Here is a 19,488-nt window from a genome sequence, read left to right on the forward strand (position 1 = left end):
TATCCTGCTGCTTCTGAATACGGACGCTTTTCCATGCTGGTGATTTCCAACAACGTGCATCTGCCGGATGCCGAGATCGAACTGACGGCCATTCGCGCGCAAGGCGCCGGTGGGCAGAATGTCAACAAGGTCTCCAGCGCTGTGCACCTGCGCTTCGACATTCCGGCCTCGTCCTTGCCCGAGTTCTACAAGGAGCGGCTGCTGGCACTGCGTGACAGCCGCATCACCAGCGATGGCGTGCTGATTATCAAGGCTCAGCAATACCGCACGCAGGAAGCCAACCGCGCCGATGCGCTGCAGCGTCTGGTCGAGCTGATTCTCAGCGCCACCAAGGTCGAAAAGAAACGCCGCCCGACCAAACCGACCCTCGGCTCGAAGAAGCGCCGGCTCGAATCCAAGACCAAGCGTGGCAGCATCAAGGCCGGGCGGGGCAAGGTGGATTTTTAATCTTCGAGGTACTTCGCCGTGTGCTTGTAAAGGTACACGCTCAACGCCAGGCCGCTCAGCGCAGCGAGGGCGGCGAACAGGAAGATCGAAGCGAAACCGAAACCCGACGCAATGGCCCCGGCCAACGGCCCGGTAATCCCCAAAGACAAGTCGATGAACAGCGAATAAGCGCCAACGGCCGCGCCTCGGCTGGAGGCCGGCACCAGGTTCACCGCTTCCACGCCCAGCGCCGGGAACACCAGCGAGAAGCCGAAACCGCTCAGCGCCGCACCGGCCAGTGCCCAATGTGCGTCTGGCGCTAGCCACAGCAGTAACAGGCCGAGGGTTTCCACCGACAGACAGGCAATCGCCACGCGAAAGCCGCCGAGGCGGTTGATCAGGTTGCCGAACAGCAGCCGTGCGCCGATGAAGCTGGCGCCGAACAGGCTCAGGCACAACACCGCGTTATCCCAGTGCCGAGTGGCGTAATACAGGGTGATGAAGGTGGCGATGGTGCCGAAACCGATCGAGCCCAGTGCCAGACCGCAGCCGTGCGGGAACACGCGACCGAGCACATGCATGAACGGCAGACGCTCGCCGGCGACAATCGGCGCTGCGGTTTTCGGCCACGCCAGCAGTAAGCCCAGCGCCGCCAGCAGAATGATGCTGACGCCCATGCTCCACAGCCCCAACTGGCCGACCAGCCACACGCCGAACGGCGCACCCACCGCCAGCGCGCCGTAACTGGCGATGCCGTTCCACGAGATGACTTTGGCGGTATTCGCCGCGCCAACGCGGCCGATGCCCCAGCCGATTGAACCGGAGCCGACCAGGCTTTCCGCGCTGCCCAGCACCAGACGGCCGATCAACAGGCTGATCAGGCTGAGCATCGGCAGGTTCGGTGTCCACGCCGAAATCAGCATGAACACGCCACTCAAGCCGCAACCGGCCAGACCAATCATCACCGCGCGCTTGCTGCCCTGGTTGTCGATGATCTTGCCGGCGTACGGACGGCTGAGCAGGGTGGCGAGGTATTGCACGCTGATCACCAGCCCGGCGATCACCGCGCCAAAGCCCAGATCACTGTGGACGTACCCGGGCAACACCGCGAGCGGAATGCCGATGTTCAGGTAGCCGATGAAAGTGAAGAGGACGATGGAAACGACTTGCAGCGTGACCGCCAGGGGGCGCTGGGGTTGTGGCATAGAGGACGACATGGGGAACGATCCACGGCAAAGCAGGATTAGATAGGCTGCTTATGATACCGGCGCGAACGCATCTGGGGCGGGGAAAAGTAAAACTATTTGCCGGATAGGGGGGATCAGGGTTTGGCCGGGGCGACCAGTTGCGTGGTGACGAGGGCGGCGAGGGCGTTTTCTTCGCTGCCGAAACGGGCGAGCAAGGCAGCCTGTTTTTCCGGAGAAAGGCGCTGCCAGATCTCGATCATTTTCTCGGTAGCGCCGATCAGGACGGCGGCTTGGCTTTCGGAGAATTCGTCGGTCATGGCGGGCTCGGTTTCAGGCAGTGTGGAAAGCGCATCTTAGCGCTTTCCACACGGTCTGTACGGCGGGGTTTTACTCTTCGTTGTCAGCCTGGCGGCGTTCAGCGGCTTCTTTCGGCTCGGGCTGTTGGGCACCGGCTTGTTGCGTGGTCGTCTGCTCAGGTACGTGCAGGCTTGGGAAGGGGAGATTAGGAATCTCGTGCATGGTTGCGCTCCTCGCTAAGTCTGTTGATAGATCTGGTAGATCCGCGCTTCTTGAAAGCCTGCGCAGGATACAGCAGGAAAAATGACAATCAGACTTTTAATTCAAATTAATGCGACAGATGGCCGCAGGGGAGCGCCGCGAACCAATGTAGGAGCTGCCGAAGGCTGCGATCTTTTGTTCTTTGTTTTTAAAATCAAAAGATCGCAGCCTTCGGCAGCTCCTACAGGGTATTGCGTGTAGATCGGGAGCGATCAATTGCTGTTGCAGCGTTATTTGCAGACGTTGGCGATGGCGTCGGCCAGCAGTGCCAGGCGCGTGGCATCTATGCCGGCAACGTTGGCCCGTCCCGAGCTGACCATGTACACGCTGTGCTGCTCACGCAGTTGTTTGACCTGCTCCGGCGACAGCCCGGTGTAGGAGAACATGCCGCGTTGCACGCCAATGTGCGCAAAGCGCTCGCGCAGACCGTGCGGTTCCAGTGCTTCGACCAGACCGCTGCGCAACTGCGCGATGCGTAGGCGCATGGCTTCCACTTCGTCGGTCCAGCGTGCTTTCAGCTCCGGATCGGCGAGGATGGTCGCGACCACGGCCGCACCGTGATCCGGTGGCGTTGACCACAGGTTGCGGGCGATGTGGGCCAGTTGGCTGCGGAGGTCGATCAGCTTGTCGGCGGTTTTCGCGCAAACAATCAGCGCCCCGGTGCGGTCGCGGTACAAGCCGAAGTTTTTCGAGCAGGAGCTGGTGATCAGCAACTCGGGCACTTCGGCAGCGAACAGCCGGGTCGACCATGCGTCCTGCTCCAACCCATCGCCAAAGCCCTGGTAGGCAAAGTCGATCAGCGGCAGCAGGTCACGCCGGCGCACCACGTCGAGCACACGCTGCCAGTCGTCATGGTTCAGGTCGAAACCGGTCGGGTTGTGGCAGCAGGCATGCAGCAGCACCACGTCGCCTTGCGGCACTTCGTTGAGCACGGCAAGCATCGCGTCGACGTCGAGGCGGTTGTCGCTGCCCACGTAGGGGTAGTGACTGACCTTGACTCCGGCGGCGGCGAAAATCGTCTCGTGGATCGGCCAGGTCGGGTTGCTCAGCCACACGCCCTTGCCCGGCAGGCACTGGGCGATGAAGTCGGCCGCCAGGCGCAGGGCACCGGTGCCACCCGGCGTCTGGGTGGCGCCGGCGCGCTGCTCGGCGATCAGCTTCGAGTCGGCGCCGAGCACCAGCTCATTGATGAACTTGCCGAACAATGGATTGCCGTGACCGCCGATGTAGGTCTTGGTGTCCTGGCTTTCGACCAGTCGTGCCTCGGCGATTTTTACCGCTTCGGGGATTGGCGTCAGGCCCTGGGCATCCTTGTAGACGCCAACGCCGAGGTCGAACTTGCGCGGGTTACTGTCCTGCGCATAGGCCTCCATCAAACCGAGGATCGGGTCGCCGGGTACCCGGCCGATGGCGTCAAAGTGCATTACTTGCGTCCTTCTGCGGTCTTGGCCACTTCATCAGTGCGCGCGGCCATGATGAAGTCGTTGCGGTGCAGGCCTTTGATCGAGTGGCTCCACCAGGTCACGGTGACTTTGCCCCACTCGGTCAGCAGACCCGGGTGGTGACCTTCGGCCTCGGAGATCTCGCCGACGGCGTTGGTGAAGGCCAGTGCGTGTTTGAAGTTTTTGAACAGGAAGACTTTCTCCAGCTGCATGATGCTGTCGCGCACTTCGATGTTCCAGTCAGGGATCTGCTTGATCAGGATCGGCAGTTCTTCGTCGCTGACTTGTGGCGCATCGGCACGGCAGGCTTCGCAGTGGGCTTGGTTCAAAGTGGACATGGTGTGATTCCTGAAATCGAGTGTGTTTTTTTTATAGAAACTATCGGCCCGTCAATGCCGTCACGCTAAACCAAAGTGGCGGCGACTGACAGACTCAATTGTCAGCAAAAGTCGCGGATCACGCGGCTTTCGGTTTTGGCGGAAACTTCGGTGCGTGCAACCCCAACTGCATGCCTTGCTTGACCATGCCCATGATGTCTTCGTGGGCCAGGTCGAACAGACGCTTGAGGTTGGGCAGGACAAAATAAAGCGGCTGCAGGATGTCGATGCGATACGGTGTGCGCATGGCTTCCAGCGGATCGAAGGCCTGATGTTCGGGCTCGTCCGACAGCGAATAAACGGTTTCCTTCGGCGAGGACAGGATGCCGCCGCCATAGATGCGTTGGCCTTGCGGGGTGTCGACCAGACCGAACTCGATGGTCATCCAGTACAGGCGCGCCAGGTACACGCGCTCTTCCTTGGTGGCCTGCAGGCCGAGCTTGCCGTAGGTGTGGGTGAATTCGGCGAACCACGGGTTGGTCAGCAGCGGGCAGTGGCCGAAAATCTCGTGGAAAATGTCCGGCTCTTGCAGGTAGTCCAGTTCTTCGCGGGTACGAATGAACGTGGCCACCGGAAACTGTTTGTTGGCGAGCAATTCGAAGAAGGTCTGGAAGGGGATCAGTGCCGGGACGCGGGCAACCTGCCAACCGGTGGTCTCACCGAGCACCTTGTTGATCTCGCCCAGTTGCGGAATGCGGTCATGGGGCAGGCCGAGTTTTTCGATACCGTCCAGGTATTCCTGGCACGCCCGACCCTCGATCACTTTCAGCTGGCGGGTGATCAGCGTGTTCCACACCGCATGTTCTTCGGCGGGGTAGTCGATAAAACCTTGCGCATCGGGCTCGCGGGCCACGTATTGCGTCTGCTTCATACTGCTCTCCTGCTAGGGGAATTCGTTCTTGTTATGTCCAGCGATGGGGTCAGGATTACCCGAGAGTGGGGCGGTATGCAGCAGGTTGAACGCGGTCGTTGTAGGAACAATCAGCGTATTTTGTAAATAAATCGTTACGCTTTGGCGGATATCTCGCGTTTGTGCTGATTTCAAGGTTTGAAAAGGGCTGTGGCTGTCACATAATCTTGACAACTATCTGCGCGCCTCGACAGAAAAGTCAGGCGTTACCCCCTGTGGGAGCGAGCCTGCTCGCGAATGCGGTCTGTCTGACACATCTATGCTGAGTGTGCAGCCGCCTTCGCGAGCAGGCTCGCTCCCACAGGTCTGTGTTCAACCTTATTGCTGGTTTTGTCGAGTCATTCATATGCGTATCAAAGTCCACTGCCAGAACCGCATCGGCATCCTGCGCGACATCCTCAACCTGTTGGTGGAGTACGGGATCAACGTGGCGCGCGGTGAGGTCGGCGGCGAGCACGGCAATGCGATCTACCTGCACTGCCCGAACCTGATCAACATTCAGTTCCAGGCGCTGCGGCCGAAGTTCGAAGCGATTGCCGGGGTATTTGGGGTCAAGCGCGTCGGGTTGATGCCCAGTGAGCGTCGGCACATGGAGTTGAACGCGTTGCTTGGCGCGCTGGAATTTCCGGTGCTGTCGATCGACATGGGCGGCTCGATCGTTGCCGCCAACCGCGCGGCCGCGCAGTTGCTCGGGGTGCGCGTGGACGAGGTGCCGGGGATTCCGCTGTCGCGCTATGCCGAGGATTTCGACCTGCCGGAACTGGTGCGCGCCAACAAGTCGCGAATCAACGGCATGCGCGTCAAGGTCAAGGGCGACATCTTTCTCGCCGACATCGCGCCGCTGCAATCGGAGCACGACGACAGCGAAGCCATGGCCGGTGCGGTGCTGACCCTGCACCGCGCCGACCGCGTCGGCGAGCGCATCTATAACGTGCGCAAACAGGAGCTGCGTGGCTTCGACAGTATCTTCCAGAGTTCGAAGGTGATGGCGGCGGTGGTGCGTGAGGCCCGGCGCATGGCGCCACTGGATGCGCCGCTATTGATCGAAGGCGAAACCGGCACCGGCAAAGAATTGCTGGCGCGCGCCTGTCACCTCGCCAGTCCGCGTGGGCAGTCGCCATTGATGGCACTCAACTGCGCGGGGCTGCCGGAGTCGATGGCCGAGACCGAACTGTTCGGCTACGGCCCCGGCGCGTTCGAAGGCGCGCGCGCCGAAGGCAAACTCGGCCTGCTGGAGCTGACGGCGGGCGGTACGCTGTTTCTTGATGGCGTCGGTGAAATGAGCCCGCGCTTGCAGGTGAAGTTGCTGCGCTTTCTGCAGGACGGCTGTTTCCGCCGGGTCGGCAGTGATGAAGAGGTGTATCTGGATGTGCGGGTGATCTGCGCCACTCAGGTCGACTTGTCCGAGCTGTGCGCGCGCGGCGAGTTTCGTCAGGATCTGTATCACCGCTTGAATGTGCTGTCGCTGCACATCCCGCCGCTGCGCGAATGCCTCGACGGTTTGACCCCGCTGGTCGAGCACTTCCTCGATCAGGCCAGTCGGCAGATCGGTTGCTCGCTGCCGAAACTGGCGCCGGCGGCGATGGAGCGCCTCAGTCACTATCACTGGCCGGGCAACGTGCGGCAGCTGGAGAACGTGCTGTTTCAGGCGGTTTCGCTGTGTGATGGCGGCACGGTCAAGGCCGAGCATATTCGCTTGCCGGACTACGGCGTGCGTCAGCCGCTTGGCGATTTCTCGCTGGAGGGTGGTTTGGACGAGATCGTCGGACGCTTCGAGAAAGCCGTACTGGAGCGGCTGTACTCCGAGCACCCGAGCAGTCGGCAGTTGGGCAAGCGGCTGGGGGTTTCGCACACCACCATTGCCAATAAGCTGCGCGAATATGAAGTTGGTAAAGACCCCGAGAGTTAACAGCAACACTGTGGTGAAAAGAGCTTTTGTGGTGAGGGGATTTATCCCCGATGGGTGGCGAAGCCGCCCCAAACCCGGCAAATGCGGTCCATCCGATACACCATCAATGGATGGATTGGGGCTGCTGCGCAGCCCATCGGGGATAAATCCCCTCACCACAGGTTCTTTTTCCATCTGCAAAAATCGGGATTGCCGCCAAGCGGCATAACACCGCCGGTTTTTCGACTTCGATACATTTCAAATTTCCCCGCAAACCCCCTCAAGTCCCTTGTTTACCGGGCTGCAAGCCGCCAGAAAAAAGTTGGTCTGCAAATTGCTTATGGCTCAGCAGTACAGCGGTGGGCGGCAAACGTCCGGCATGCAGAGGAAAGAGTGTGGACAAGTACCTTTATGTGGCAATGACCGGCGCCAGTCAGAACGCACTGGCGCAAAAGGCCCATGCCAACAACCTGGCGAACATCTCCACCAATGGTTTTCAGCGCGACCTGGAGCAGGCGCGTTCGATGCCGGTGTTCGGTGACAGCTTTCCGGCGCGTGCGTTTGCCATGAGCGAACGGCCCGCCACTGATTTCACAGCCGGTTCGCTGGTGCAGACCGGTCGCGACCTCGACGTCGCCGTGACCGGCAACGGTTTTATCGCCGTGCAGAACCCCAACGGCGGCGAAAGCTACGTGCGCACCGGCAGCCTCAACATCGACGCCCTCGGCGTATTGCGTGCCGGCAATGGCATGCCGGTACTCGGCAACGGCGGTCCGATCGCCGTGCCGCCGGAGCAGCAGGTCGAAGTCGGCGAAGACGGCACCATCAGTATTCGTGCGATGGGCGAAGGCCCGCGCGTCATGGCGGAAGTCGACCGGATCAAACTGGTCAACCCGGACATCAAGAACCTCAACAAAGGCCTCGACGGCTCGATCTACACCAAGGACGGCCAGCCGGCGCCGGCCGACGCCAACGTCAAACTGGTGTCGGGTTTCCTCGAGTCGAGCAACGTCAATGCCGTGGAAGAAATGACCTCGGTGCTGGCCCTGGCCAAGCAGTTCGAGTTGCACGTCAAGATGATGAACACCGCCAAAGACGACGACCAGGCCATGGCTCGGGTCTTGCAGATCAGCTAATTATCAGAACGTCGCGCCGTAAAACAGGCGCACGAGGAGAATCGAATGCTTCCGGCTCTATGGGTTGCCAAAACCGGTCTGTCCGCCCAGGACACCAACCTGACCACCATTTCCAACAACCTGGCGAACGTCTCGACCACGGGTTTCAAGCGTGACCGTGCCGAGTTCCAGGACCTGCTGTATCAGATCAAGCGTCAGCCAGGCGCCCAGTCGACCCAGGACAGCGAACTGCCGTCGGGTCTGCAACTGGGTACCGGTGTGCGCATCGTCGGCACCCAGAAAAACTTCACCGCCGGCAGCCTGCAAACCACCGAGCAGCCGCTGGACATGGCCATCGACGGTCGCGGTTTCTTCCAGATCCTGCAGCCGGACGGCACCACGTCCTACACCCGTGACGGTACTTTCCACCTCGACTCCAACGGCCAGATCGTCAACGCCAGCGGTTTCGCCCTGGAGCCGGCCATCGTTATCCCGAACAACGCTCAGAGCTTCACCGTTGGCACTGACGGCACTGTCTCGATCACTGTGCCAGGCAACCCGGCCGCTCAGGTGATCGGCAACCTGCAAACCGCCGACTTCATCAACCCGGCCGGTCTGCAGGCGGTGGGCAACAACCTGTTCCTGGAAACCGCTGCTTCCGGCGCGCCGCAAATCGGCACCCCGGGCCTGAACGGTTTCGGTACCACGCTGCAGAACACCCTGGAAGGTTCCAACGTCAGCACCGTTGAAGAGATGGTCAACATGATCACCACTCAGCGCGCCTACGAGATGAACTCCAAGGTGATCTCCACCGCCGACCAGATGCTCTCGTTCGTAACGCAGAATCTGTAATCAAGTCTATGGGGCGGCCTGAGGCCGCCAGCAACACCGTGAGGTAGGGTCATGAAACGCTTCGTATCTGTTCTGGCATTGGGTGGGGTCGTCTCGCTCGCGGGCTGCGTCGCACCGACGCCCAAGCCCAATGACCCTTACTACGCTCCGGTGTTGCCGCGCACGCCACTGCCGGCGGCGGCCAACAACGGCTCGATCTATCAGGCCGGCTTCGAGCAAAACCTGTACAGCGACCGCAAGGCGTTCCGCGTTGGTGACATCATCACCATCACCCTGAACGAGAAGACTCAGGCGAGCAAGAACGCCAACTCCCAGGTGGCCAAGAACAGCAAGACCGGCATCGGCCTGACCTCGCTGTTTGGCGGCAGTGGCACCACCAACAACCCGTTGGGTGGCAATGACCTGAGCCTCGACGTCGGCTACAGCGGCGACCGTGCGACCAAGGGCGACAGCAAGGCCGCGCAGGGCAACACCCTGACCGGCTCGATCACCGTGACCGTGGCCGATGTGCTGCCCAACGGCATCATCGCCGTGCGCGGCGAGAAGTGGATGACCCTCAACACCGGCGACGAGCTGGTGCGGATCGCAGGTCTGGTGCGTGCCGATGACATCGCCACCGACAACACCGTGTCGTCGACCCGTGTCGCCGATGCGCGCATCACCTACTCGGGCACCGGTTCGTTTGCCGATGCGAGTCAGCCAGGCTGGTTCGACCGTTTCTTCCTCAGCCCGCTGTTCCCTTTCTAGGTGGCGACTTTGAAATTCAAGAGCCTCATGCTGGCGGCGGCCCTGTTGTCCGCAGCCTTTGGTGCCCACGCCGAGCGGCTGAAAGATATCGCCAGCATCTCCGGCGTGCGTTCCAACCAGTTGATCGGTTATGGCCTGGTGGTCGGGCTTAACGGCACTGGCGACCAGACGACGCAAACCCCGTTCACCCTGCAGACCTTCAACAACATGCTCTCGCAGTTCGGCATCAAGGTGCCGCCTGGGTCGGGCAACGTGCAGTTGAAAAACGTCGCGGCGGTGTCGGTGAGTGCCGATCTGCCGGCGTTCGCCAAACCGGGTCAGCAGGTCGACATCACCGTGTCTTCGATCGGTAACTCCAAGAGCCTGCGCGGCGGCACCCTGTTGCTGACCCCGCTCAAAGGTATCGACGGCAACGTCTACGCCATTGCTCAGGGCAACCTGGTGGTCGGCGGTTTCGATGCCGAAGGGCGTGACGGTTCGAAGATCACCGTCAACGTTCCGTCGGCCGGTCGTATTCCGGGCGGTGCTTCGGTAGAACGTTCGGTACCGAGCGGTTTCAACCAGGGCAACAGCCTGACGCTGAACCTCAACCGCTCCGACTTCACCACCGCCAAGCGCATCGTCGACAAGATCAACGACATGCTCGGCCCTGGCGTGGCGCAAGCCATCGACGGTGGCTCGATTCGTGTGACGGCGCCGCTCGACCCGAGCCAGCGTGTCGACTATCTGTCGATCCTGGAAAACCTCGAAGTCGACCCGGGTCAGGCGGTGGCGAAAGTCATCATCAACTCGCGCACCGGCACCATCGTCATCGGTCAGAACGTGAAAGTTTCGCCGGCCGCCGTGACCCACGGCAGCCTGACCGTGACCATTACCGAAGACCCGATCGTCAGTCAGCCGGGCCCGTTGTCCAATGGGCAGACGGCCGTGGTGCCACGCTCGCGGGTCAATGCCCAGCAGGAAGCCAAACCGATGTTCAAATTCGGCCCGGGCACCACCCTCGACGAAATCGTGCGGGCGGTGAACCAGGTGGGCGCGGCACCGGGTGACCTGATGGCCATTCTCGAAGCTCTGAAGCAGGCCGGCGCGTTGCAAGCCGACCTGATCGTGATCTGAGGACGGCGACCATGGATATGCGCAAAGGCAGTCTGGTGGGCACTGGCGATTCGGGTTCGTACTCCGACCTCAATCGTCTGAACCAGCTCAAGGTCGGCGACAAGAACAGCGATGCGAACATGCGCAAGGTGGCGCAGGAATTCGAATCGCTGTTCCTTGGCGAAATGCTCAAGTCGATGCGTTCGGCCACCGAGGCGTTGGGTAAAGACAACCCGATGAACACCCCGGCGGCCAAGCAATATCAGGAAATGTACGACCAGCAACTGGCGGTCTCGCTGTCCCGTGAGGGCGGGGGTATCGGTCTGGCCGACGTGCTGATGAAGCAGATGTCGAGGAACAAACCACTGGCGCCAGGCGAGGCGGCGGCCGCGTCCGCCGCCAAGCAAGAGGCGGCGAAAGCGGCTGCGGTGCAGACGCCGATTGCCGCCGGCACGACCGCCACCCACGGGCCGTTATCGCGGCTCAATGGCGAGCGTCCGTTGTGGGCGTCGCGTTCCGGGCGTGTCGCCACGACCGAAGCCTCGCACAGCAATGACATGGCCATGATCAACAAACGTCGTCTGGCCTTGCCGCCGAAACTGGCCGATCGTTTGCTCGCCGGTCTGGTGCCTTCCGCTACGCCGACCGCCGCCAATGCCTTGCCGCAACGTGCCGCAACGACGGCCACCACCGGCGCCGGTCCGCTGTACAACGGCGACTGGCTGACCCGTGCCGAAGACGCCAAGGCGTCCGGCGGGCAGATGCAGATTTACGGCCGGGCGATGGCGCAGATTCCGCTGGCACCGGCCAAGCGCGCTTTCAGCTCCGCCGACGAATTCGTCAACACCATGTTGCCGATGGCCAAGGAAGCCGCCGCGCGTATTGGCGTCGATCCGCGTTATCTGGTGGCGCAAGCCGCACTGGAAACCGGCTGGGGTAAATCGGTCATGCGTGCCCAGGATGGCAGCAGCAGTCACAACCTGTTCGGCATCAAGGCCAGCAGCAACTGGACCGGCGATTCGGCCCGGGCGATCACCAGCGAGTTCCGCAACGGGCAGATGGTCAAGGAGACGGCGCAGTTCCGTTCCTATGCCTCGTACAAGGACAGTTTCCACGATCTGGTGACTTTGCTGCAGACCAACAATCGCTATCAAGATGTGGTGAAGTCGGCCGATAACCCAGAACAGTTTGTACGCGAGTTGCAAAAGGCCGGTTACGCGACCGACCCGAACTACGCGACGAAGATTTCGCAGATAGCCAAGCAGATGAACAGTTTCGAAAACTACGCTGCGGCCGGCGTTTCAACGACGCCTCTATAAACACACGGTAAGGTTTGAATCATGAGTTTGCTCAATATCGGGATGTCGGGGTTGTCCGCGAGTTCTTCCTCTCTCGCGACCACAGGTAACAACATTGCCAACGTCGACACCGCCGGTTATTCACGCCAGCAAACCGTGCAGAGCACCAAGTCCTCGCAGCAGTTCGGCAACGTCTTCATCGGGACGGGGACGACCCTGGCCGATGTGCGCCGGGTCTACAACTCTTACCTCGAAAACCAGCTGCATACCGCCACCTCGCTCAATAGCGAAGCGGCTGCGTACGGTGCCCAGGCCACTGCGCTGGATGCCTCGATGTCCGACACCAACACCGGCCTGACCGGTGTGCTGCAGAAATTCTTCACCTCGATGCAGGGCGTGGCGACCTCGGCCACGGACGACACCTCCCGTCAGTCGGTGCTGACCGGTGCGCAGGCGCTGACCAGCCGTTTCAATGCCCTGGCCAAACAGCTGAACGATCAGAACACCACGATCAACGGCAACCTTGCGGACATGACATCGCAAGTGAACAAACTGGCCACCTCGATTGCCAATCTCAACCAGAAGATCGGCGAGATTTCCACCAGCGGTGGTCAGCCGAACGATCTGCTCGACAGCCGTAACGAAGCCGTGCGCCAGCTCTCCGAGCTGACCGGTGCGCAGGTCGTTGAACGGGGTACCAGTTTTGATGTGTACATCGGCACCGGCCAACCGCTGGTGATCGGCAACACCACCAACACCCTGAGCACCGTGCCGAGCAAGGACGATCCGACGCGCATGGCCATTCAAATGGACCGTGGCTCAAGCGTCATCGACATCACCTCGGCCATGAGCGGTGGCGAAATCGGTGGTCTGCTGACCTATCGCAAGGAAGTGCTCGATCCATCGCTCAACGAGCTGGGTCGTGTCGCGCTGGTGGTGGCCGATCAGGTCAACAGCCAGCAAGCCCAGGGCATCGACAAGAACGGTGACTTCGGTGCAGCGATTTTCAACAACATCAACAGTGCCGCGCTGATCAGCCAGCGCAGCATCGCGCAGTCTGGCAACAGCGCCGGCTCGGGCAACCTCGATGTCACCATCAAGGACACCGGCAAGCTGACCACCAGCGATTATCAGGTGACCTTCACCAGCGCCACCAATTATTCGGTCAAGCGCTCCGATGGCACTGACATGGGCTCGTTCAGCACCACGACCACGCCACCGCCAGTGATCGACGGCTTCACCCTGGCCCTCAACGGCGGCGCCCTGAGCGCGGGCGACACCTTCAAGGTGACGCCGACCCGTAACGCGGCCAGTTCCATCCAGACCGTATTGACCGATCCGAAGAAAATCGCCGCGGCAGCACCCTTGACCGGCGTGGCCAGTGCCAACAATTCCGGTACCTACACCCAGCCGACGCTGACCGACACCGTCGACATCTACAACCCGGCGGCGCAGACCGAGTTGCAAAATGCGCTCAAATATTCAACGCCGGTCAAGCTGGTGTTCGGTGCGGTCGCCAGTGGCAGCCAGTCGTACAACATGGTCGACGCCAAGGGCAACACCATCGGCTCGGGCACCATCGTGCCGGGGCAGGCCAACACCTTGAACCTCAAGGTCGGCATGGTCGACTCCACCGGTGCTCCGGTGATGGACACCACGGTCACGCCGAACGTGCAGAAGACTTTCACTGTGCAGACCACCGTGGGGGCGACGCCAAAATCCGGCGAAACCTTCACCATCAACCTGACCGGCGCGGCCTCTTCGGACAACCGCAACGCCCAGGCACTGGTTGGCCTGCAGACCAAACAGACCGTGGACACCGGCAGCGGCAGCAAAGGCATCAGCCTGACCGACGCCTACAACAAACTGGTGACCAACGTCGGTACCAAGGCTGCGCAGAGCAAGTCCGACAACGACGCCACCTCGGTGATCCTCGATCAGGCCAAGGGCGCGCGTGATTCGCTGTCTCAGGTCAACCTCGATGAAGAGACCGGTAACCTGGTCAAGTATCAGCAGTACTACACAGCGTCTTCGCAGATCATCAAAGCTGCGCAGGAAACTTTCGCCACGCTGATCAACAGTCTTTAAGGAGTCGTAATTCATGCGCATTTCTACCGCCCAGTATTACGCGACGCAAGCTGCTCAATATCAGCGCAACTACAGCAAGACGGTCGCGACCGCTAACGAAGCGAGCAGCCTGCAGCGCATCAACACCGCTGCCGACGATCCGATCGGCGCCGGTCGTCTGCTCAAGCTGGGTCAGCAAAGTGCGATGCTCGATCAGTATCAGGGCAACATCGACACCACCAAGAGTGCGCTGACCGTGCAGGAGTCCACTCTGAACTCCATTACCACGGCTTTGCAGCGCGCCAAGGAAATCGGCCTGGCGGCCAACAACGGCATCGCCACCGACGACAACCGCAAGGCCTATGCGGCAGAACTGAGCCAGATCCAGCAACAAGTGCTGGGCCTGATGAACTCCAAGGATGCCAACGGCAACTATCTGTTCTCCGGTTCCAAGACCGATACCGCGCCGTACTCGCAAAACGTCGACGGCACCTACACCTACAACGGTGACCAGACCCAGATCAACCTGGGCATTGGCGACGGCATGTCGGTCGCGACCAACACCACCGGTTGGGATGCGTTCCAGCAGACCATCAACACCAGCCGTACGCAGACCAACATGACCGCTCCGGCGGTGGATGACGGTCGTGTGGTGCTGTCCAACGGTACGGTTGGCACCGCGGCGACCTACAACGCCAAGTTCACGGCGGGCCAGCCATACACCGTGGATTTCATCAGCAGCACGCAGTTGAAAATCACCGATGCCCTGGGCAACGACGTGACGTCCGAGGCCAGCCAGAACGGCCTGATCAGCAACAGCAATGGTGCCAACCAGACGGTCAGCTTCCGTGGCGTCGACATGAAGTTGAACATCAACCTCAAGGCCGGTGACACCAACCCGGACGCGGTAATCGCCGGTCACAGCTTCCAACTGTCGGCCACGCCTGACTCGTTCACCACCGCGCGCAGCCCGGGCAACCCGTCGACTGCCGTCATCACCGGCTCCAGCGTCACCAACCAGGCAGCCTACAGCGCAGCCTTCCCGTCGGGCGGCGGGGCAGTGCTGAAGTTCACCAGCGCCACCGATTTCGACCTGTACGCGGCACCTGTTACCGCCGACAGCAAGCCGGTGTCGTCGGGCACCATGGTCGGCGGTAACGCCACGGCCGCCGGTGTGACCTTCGCCATTGGCGGTACGCCGGGCGCGGGCGATCAGTTCTCGATCCAGTCCAACAACCACCAGACCCAGAACGTGCTCGACACCCTGGGCCAGATGGTCACGGCGCTGAACCTGCCGGTCGACGGTGATCCGGTGGTCAAACAGCAATTCCAGGGGGCCATGGAGTCGGCGTTGAGCAACATCGACAGCGCCTCCAACCAGATTGGCGCCGCCGTGACCTCGATCGGTGCGCGCGGTCAGTCGCTGGATGACCAGGACACCACCAACCAGAGCCTGATCCAGGCCAACACCACGACTCAGGGTTCGATCCGTGATTCGGATCCGGCCGAGGTGATGACCCGCCTGACGTTGCAACAGACCATGCTGCAAGCCTCGCAACTGGCGTTCAGCAAGATCAGTCAGTTGGGTCTGTTCAACAAGATCTGACGTTGGACGGGCGCCTCGGTGCCCGTTTGTCTCGTCCCTCAGTTAATGTTTTTTTGCGGTTTCATGGGCTCGCTTTACCGAGCGGGCTCGTACCGCCTGTGAGCCCGCCGTGAATTCACTTCCTCTCGTCAGTCTGGTCATTCCCGCCTTCAATCCGCGCTTCTTCGAGCGGACGTTGAACAGTGCGGTGAGCCAGACTTATGGCCAACTCGAAATCATCGTTTGCGACGACAGCCGCGGCAGCGAGATTGAAGCCATCGTTGCGGCGGTAGTCGAGCAGTCCGGCGTCGCCGTGCGTTACGTACGCAATCCGCGCACCCTGGGCATGGTCGGCAATCTCAAGGCCTGCCTGGAACAGGCGCAGGGCCAATTGGTCAAATTTCTGTGCGACGACGACCATCTCTACGCCGCCTGTGTTGAACAGCAAGCGCAGGAAATGGTGCGTGAGGAAGTCCGACTGGTGCTGGCTCAGCGTCTGTTCTGGGACGCTGACGACATCATTCTTCCGGCGCGTCTGGAAAACACTTCGCTGTCTCCGCTCAGTGGCTTGTTCAAGGGTGACGACCTGCTGGGTATCTTTGAAAAATTTCCGGTCAATGTGCTGGGTGGGTTCACCAATGCGCTGTTCCGCCGGGAAGATCTTGTCGAGTTGCTGCCGGCGTTGACTCAGGAAGGCCACTGTTTTGTGGCAACCCTGGATTTCGCGCTGTTCGTCTGTCTGATGCGGCGCGGCAATGTGGCGGTGTCCAACAATGTGCTCAGTGCCGAGCGTCTGTACCCGGAGCGCCTGAGCGCCCAGCAGTCGATGAAAGATGCGGTTGAAGTCGAGCGCGAGTGGATTCTGCAAATGCTCAAGGCGCGCAGCGGCGAATCTGCGCCTGCCCCGGGCTGGGTTCGCTACATCCCACTGACCAAGGTTGATGAGGCGCCACGGGTCTGGGAGGAGTTGCCCCTGAGCCGCACCCTGGGTACCAAGCAGAGTCGGCAGGAGTGGTGTGTCGGCATCGACAGCTGGAGTTTTGCCGAGCTTTACGCGCAATGGCTGGAGTGCCGGGTGCTCACCGAGGGGCAGCGCAAGTTGCTGCCGGAGACCCTGGCTGGCTGGTCGCATCAGCCGCGCATCGTACCGATCGTCATCGATCGCGACGGCAGTCGCGACGGCGTCGAGCGCACGCTGGAGGCGCTTGCCGCACAGGATTATCTGCCGGAACTGATTCTGGTGCTGTCCACTGCCTGTTCCGAGGCCGAGCTCGATGGTCGAGTGTTCCGCATGCCGTTGCAGGACGACGGACTGGAGCAGATCAATGCGTTGTTGCCGCAACTGGAAGGGGCCGACTGGTTCTACCTGTTGCAGGCCGGCGATCGTCCGGTGGTGCCGGCGTTGTTGATCATGGCCGAGCGCATCGCCCATTCTGCGGCGCTGACGTGTCTGTACAGCGATGAAGGCAGCCTGCGCAACGGCGAATCGGCGGAGCCTGCGTTCAAGCCGGATTTCAACCTCGACCTGCTGCGCAGTTACCCGTACGTCGGTCGCGCGCTGGCGTTCAAGCGCGAACGCTTTCTGGCGCTGGGCGGGTTCGCGGCGACGTTTGCCGAGTTGGCCCCCCACGACGTGCTGTGGCGCATGGTCGAAAGTGACGGTACGCAGGTGGTCGGACATGTCGCCGAAGTTCTGCTGCAATCGCCATTCGATCTGTCCGCCTGGCTCGCCGCTCCGGCGGTCATCGAGCAGAATTCGCGTGTACTCGAGGCCCATCTGCAGCGCTTGGGGATTGCCCATGAGATCCGCCGTGGCAGTTCCGAGCTGCTCAATCGTGTCGACTATCACCATGTCCGGCGTCCGCTGGTGTCGATCATTATTGTGACCAAGGACCAGACGGCTGCCTTGCAGCGCTGCGTCGAGACGCTGTTGGAGAAGACCGCTTACTCCGAGTACGAGTTGTTGCTGGTCGACAACGGCAGTGAAAGCCACGAGGCGCGGGCCTGGCTGGACGGCATGGCGCAGCTGGGCGGCGAGCGGATTCGTGTCCTGAACTACCCGCAGCAGGGCAACGCGGCGGCGCTGCATAATTTTGCGGTAGGGCAGGCGCGTGGTGAATACGTGCTGCTGCTCAATTCGTTTGCGGTAATTACCCAGGCCGACTGGCTCGACGAACTGCTCAATCATGCGCAGCGCCCGGAAGTCGGCGTGGTCGGCGCCAAGCTGTTCAATCCTGATGGGTGCGTGCTGCACGCGGGTCTGATACTTGGTCTGCAAGGTGCAGTGGGTTTGCCGTTCTATGGTCAGTCGTTGCATTCGGATGGTTACATGTTCCGGCTGCAAGCGGTCCATGACCTGAGTGCCGTCGGTGGCGATTGCCTGATGGTGCGCAAGGCGGTTTACGAGTCTGTCGCCGGTCTTGATGAGCAAGCGCTGAAACAGGCGCTGAATGTCGTGGATCTGTGCCTGCGGATTGGTCAGGAAGGATATCTGGTGGTGTGGACTCCTTATGCCTTGCTGGCGCTGGGCGCACGCCCCAGTGTCCAGGCGACGGCAGAAGAGGAGCAACTGCAGCTTCAGGAGCAGGAAACCTTCTATCAGCGCTGGTTGCCGCGCATTGCCCGTGATCCGGCCTTCAACGTCAATTTGTCGTTGCAGGGTGTCGGTGCGACGAGCTTCAGTCTGGAGCCGGGCCTGCGTACGGGCTGGAGTGCATTTTCCCGGGCGCAGTTGCCGAACGTGCTTGCCGTGCCGATCAACGCCTCGGCCATCGGTCACTACCGCATGAGCCAGCCGCTGATTGAACTGGAAGCGGCCAACCGCGCTGAAGGGCGGATTTGCTATGGCCTGCCGTCGATCATTGATATCGAGCGTCAGTCCCCGGACGTGATTGTTCTGCAAGGGCGTTATTCGCAAAGTGCCATCGATGAAATTCCGCCGCTGAAGAAGTTCTGCCACGCCCGGCGCATTTTTGAACTCGATGATTATGTGATCGACGTTCCCCATCGCAATGCGCATATTCGCAACATGCCCAATAAACAGGAAATGGCGCGGATGGTGCGCAGTGCGATCAACCTGTGTGATCGCGTGGTGGTATCGACCCAGCCACTGGCCAATGCGTTGTCGGACATGCACCACGATATTCGCGTCGTCCCCAATATGCTCGCGCGCAACTTGTGGACTGACTTGCGCAGCCAGCGCCGCACGTCGAAAAAACCACGGGTCGGCTGGGGCGGTGGCACCAGTCACCACGGCGACCTGGCGGTGATTGCCGATGTCGTGCGTGAGCTGGCCAGCGAAGTCGACTGGGTGTTCTTCGGCATGTGCCCGGATGATCTGCGTCCGTACATGCATGAATTCCACGGGGTAATCCCGTTGGAAGTGTACCCGGCCAAACTGGCAAGCCTGAATCTCGATCTGGCGCTGGCACCACTGGAATTCCACATCTTCAACGACTGCAAGAGCAACCTGCGTCTGCTGGAGTACGGCGCCTGCGGTTACCCGGTGATCTGCACCGATACTGAGGCCTATCGCGGCTACCTGCCATGCACCCGGGTCAAGACCAACAGCACCGATGAATGGCTGCAGGCGATCCGCATGCACCTGGCCGATCCCGATGCGAGCTATCGCATGGGCGATGAACTGCGAGAAATCGTATTGCGCGACTACGTACTGCGGGGCGACAACCTGCGCTATTGGGAAAACGGCTGGCTGGCGGATTGACCGGCACTGCTGAAAAAGGCGACTTTCGAGTCGCCTTTTTTGCGTCTTCAATATCCTGTTTGTATCAGTATCGACACTTTTTTACCGCAGAGCCTCAAGCATAGCGCTTTTCCTGTCGATACTTCTCTATTCGCTGACCTCGGACGGTTGCTGCTGGCGTGATCGGCTTGTTACCGGGAGGCAGGTTTCCGGATTCAACAACAATGCAAGGAAGAAG

Annotated in this window: 16 protein-coding genes; 10 read left to right on the forward strand and 6 right to left on the reverse strand. The window is 61.0% G+C overall.

All coding sequences use genetic code 11. The annotated features are described in order from the left end of the window. Positions 1 to 33 precede the first annotated feature (33 nt). Positions 34 to 447, forward strand: a complete 414-nt coding sequence (gene arfB / locus HXW87_RS11590) for an alternative ribosome rescue aminoacyl-tRNA hydrolase ArfB (protein WP_095667202.1) — start codon at positions 34 to 36, stop codon at positions 445 to 447. On the opposite strand, the gene HXW87_RS11595 is transcribed toward arfB, so the two are convergent. The 6 genes from HXW87_RS11595 to phhA all read right to left on the reverse strand — a co-directional run bounded on the left by HXW87_RS11595 (position 444) and on the right by phhA (position 4,861). Further along, complete coding sequence (locus HXW87_RS11595) at positions 444 to 1,631, reverse strand: MFS transporter (protein ID WP_183082875.1); 1,188 nt, start codon at positions 1,629 to 1,631, stop codon at positions 444 to 446. The two genes, arfB and HXW87_RS11595, sit on opposite strands and share 4 nt — an antisense overlap. Positions 1,632 to 1,747: 116 nt before the next feature. Beyond that, positions 1,748 to 1,930: a hypothetical protein gene (locus HXW87_RS11600; protein WP_007965516.1), complete on the reverse strand. Its 183-nt coding sequence runs from the start codon at positions 1,928 to 1,930 to the stop codon at positions 1,748 to 1,750. 70 nt (positions 1,931 to 2,000) lie between these two features. Next, positions 2,001 to 2,132: a hypothetical protein gene (locus HXW87_RS29480; protein WP_257012244.1), complete on the reverse strand. Its 132-nt coding sequence runs from the start codon at positions 2,130 to 2,132 to the stop codon at positions 2,001 to 2,003. Positions 2,133 to 2,401: 269 nt separating this feature from the next. Continuing rightward, a complete protein-coding gene (locus HXW87_RS11605; RefSeq protein WP_239778943.1) occupies positions 2,402 to 3,595 on the reverse strand; it encodes an amino acid aminotransferase in 1,194 nt (397 codons plus the stop codon). Next, positions 3,595 to 3,951, reverse strand: coding sequence for a 4a-hydroxytetrahydrobiopterin dehydratase (locus tag HXW87_RS11610; RefSeq protein WP_003222798.1), 357 nt, complete (start codon positions 3,949 to 3,951; stop codon positions 3,595 to 3,597). The genes HXW87_RS11605 and HXW87_RS11610 overlap by 1 nt, the downstream gene beginning before the upstream one ends. A 118-nt stretch (positions 3,952 to 4,069) precedes the next feature. Further along, positions 4,070 to 4,861, reverse strand: a complete 792-nt coding sequence (gene phhA / locus HXW87_RS11615; RefSeq protein WP_239778944.1) for a phenylalanine 4-monooxygenase — start codon at positions 4,859 to 4,861, stop codon at positions 4,070 to 4,072. A 385-nt stretch (positions 4,862 to 5,246) separates the two neighbouring features. Between phhA and HXW87_RS11620 the strand changes: the two genes are divergently transcribed. The 9 genes from HXW87_RS11620 (at position 5,247) to HXW87_RS11660 (ending at position 19,271) form a co-directional block, all read left to right on the forward strand. Further along, a complete protein-coding gene (locus tag HXW87_RS11620) occupies positions 5,247 to 6,809 on the forward strand; it encodes a sigma-54-dependent phenylalanine hydroxylase transcriptional regulator PhhR (protein WP_047292474.1) in 1,563 nt (520 codons plus the stop codon). A 374-nt stretch (positions 6,810 to 7,183) separates the two neighbouring features. Further along, complete coding sequence (locus tag HXW87_RS11625) at positions 7,184 to 7,924, forward strand: flagellar basal body rod protein FlgF (RefSeq protein WP_007965507.1); 741 nt, start codon at positions 7,184 to 7,186, stop codon at positions 7,922 to 7,924. Between the two features lie 45 nt (positions 7,925 to 7,969). Then, the gene (gene flgG / locus HXW87_RS11630) at positions 7,970 to 8,755 is read left to right on the forward strand and encodes a flagellar basal-body rod protein FlgG (protein WP_003222804.1); all 786 of its coding nucleotides are present in this window, start codon (positions 7,970 to 7,972) and stop codon (positions 8,753 to 8,755) included. 51 nt (positions 8,756 to 8,806) lie between these two features. Then, on the forward strand, positions 8,807 to 9,502 hold the full coding sequence (gene flgH / locus HXW87_RS11635; protein WP_007965503.1) for a flagellar basal body L-ring protein FlgH: 696 nt from the start codon (positions 8,807 to 8,809) through the stop codon (positions 9,500 to 9,502). Positions 9,503 to 9,529: 27 nt separating this feature from the next. Then, complete coding sequence (locus HXW87_RS11640) at positions 9,530 to 10,618, forward strand: flagellar basal body P-ring protein FlgI (RefSeq protein WP_161794916.1); 1,089 nt, start codon at positions 9,530 to 9,532, stop codon at positions 10,616 to 10,618. 11 nt (positions 10,619 to 10,629) lie between these two features. Further along, a complete protein-coding gene (gene flgJ / locus HXW87_RS11645) occupies positions 10,630 to 11,916 on the forward strand; it encodes a flagellar assembly peptidoglycan hydrolase FlgJ (protein ID WP_239778945.1) in 1,287 nt (428 codons plus the stop codon). A gap of 21 nt (positions 11,917 to 11,937) precedes the next feature. Continuing rightward, complete coding sequence (gene flgK, locus HXW87_RS11650; RefSeq protein WP_239778946.1) at positions 11,938 to 13,983, forward strand: flagellar hook-associated protein FlgK; 2,046 nt, start codon at positions 11,938 to 11,940, stop codon at positions 13,981 to 13,983. A 13-nt stretch (positions 13,984 to 13,996) separates the two neighbouring features. Further along, a complete protein-coding gene (locus HXW87_RS11655) occupies positions 13,997 to 15,568 on the forward strand; it encodes a flagellar hook-associated protein 3 (protein ID WP_047292481.1) in 1,572 nt (523 codons plus the stop codon). A 109-nt stretch (positions 15,569 to 15,677) separates the two neighbouring features. Then, on the forward strand, positions 15,678 to 19,271 hold the full coding sequence (locus HXW87_RS11660; RefSeq protein WP_239778947.1) for a glycosyltransferase: 3,594 nt from the start codon (positions 15,678 to 15,680) through the stop codon (positions 19,269 to 19,271). The last annotated feature ends 217 nt before the right edge of the window (positions 19,272 to 19,488 follow it).

It is taken from the genome of Pseudomonas sp. Y5-11 (assembly GCF_022368695.1).
Classification (GTDB): Bacteria; Pseudomonadota; Gammaproteobacteria; order Pseudomonadales; family Pseudomonadaceae; genus Aquipseudomonas; species Aquipseudomonas parakoreensis.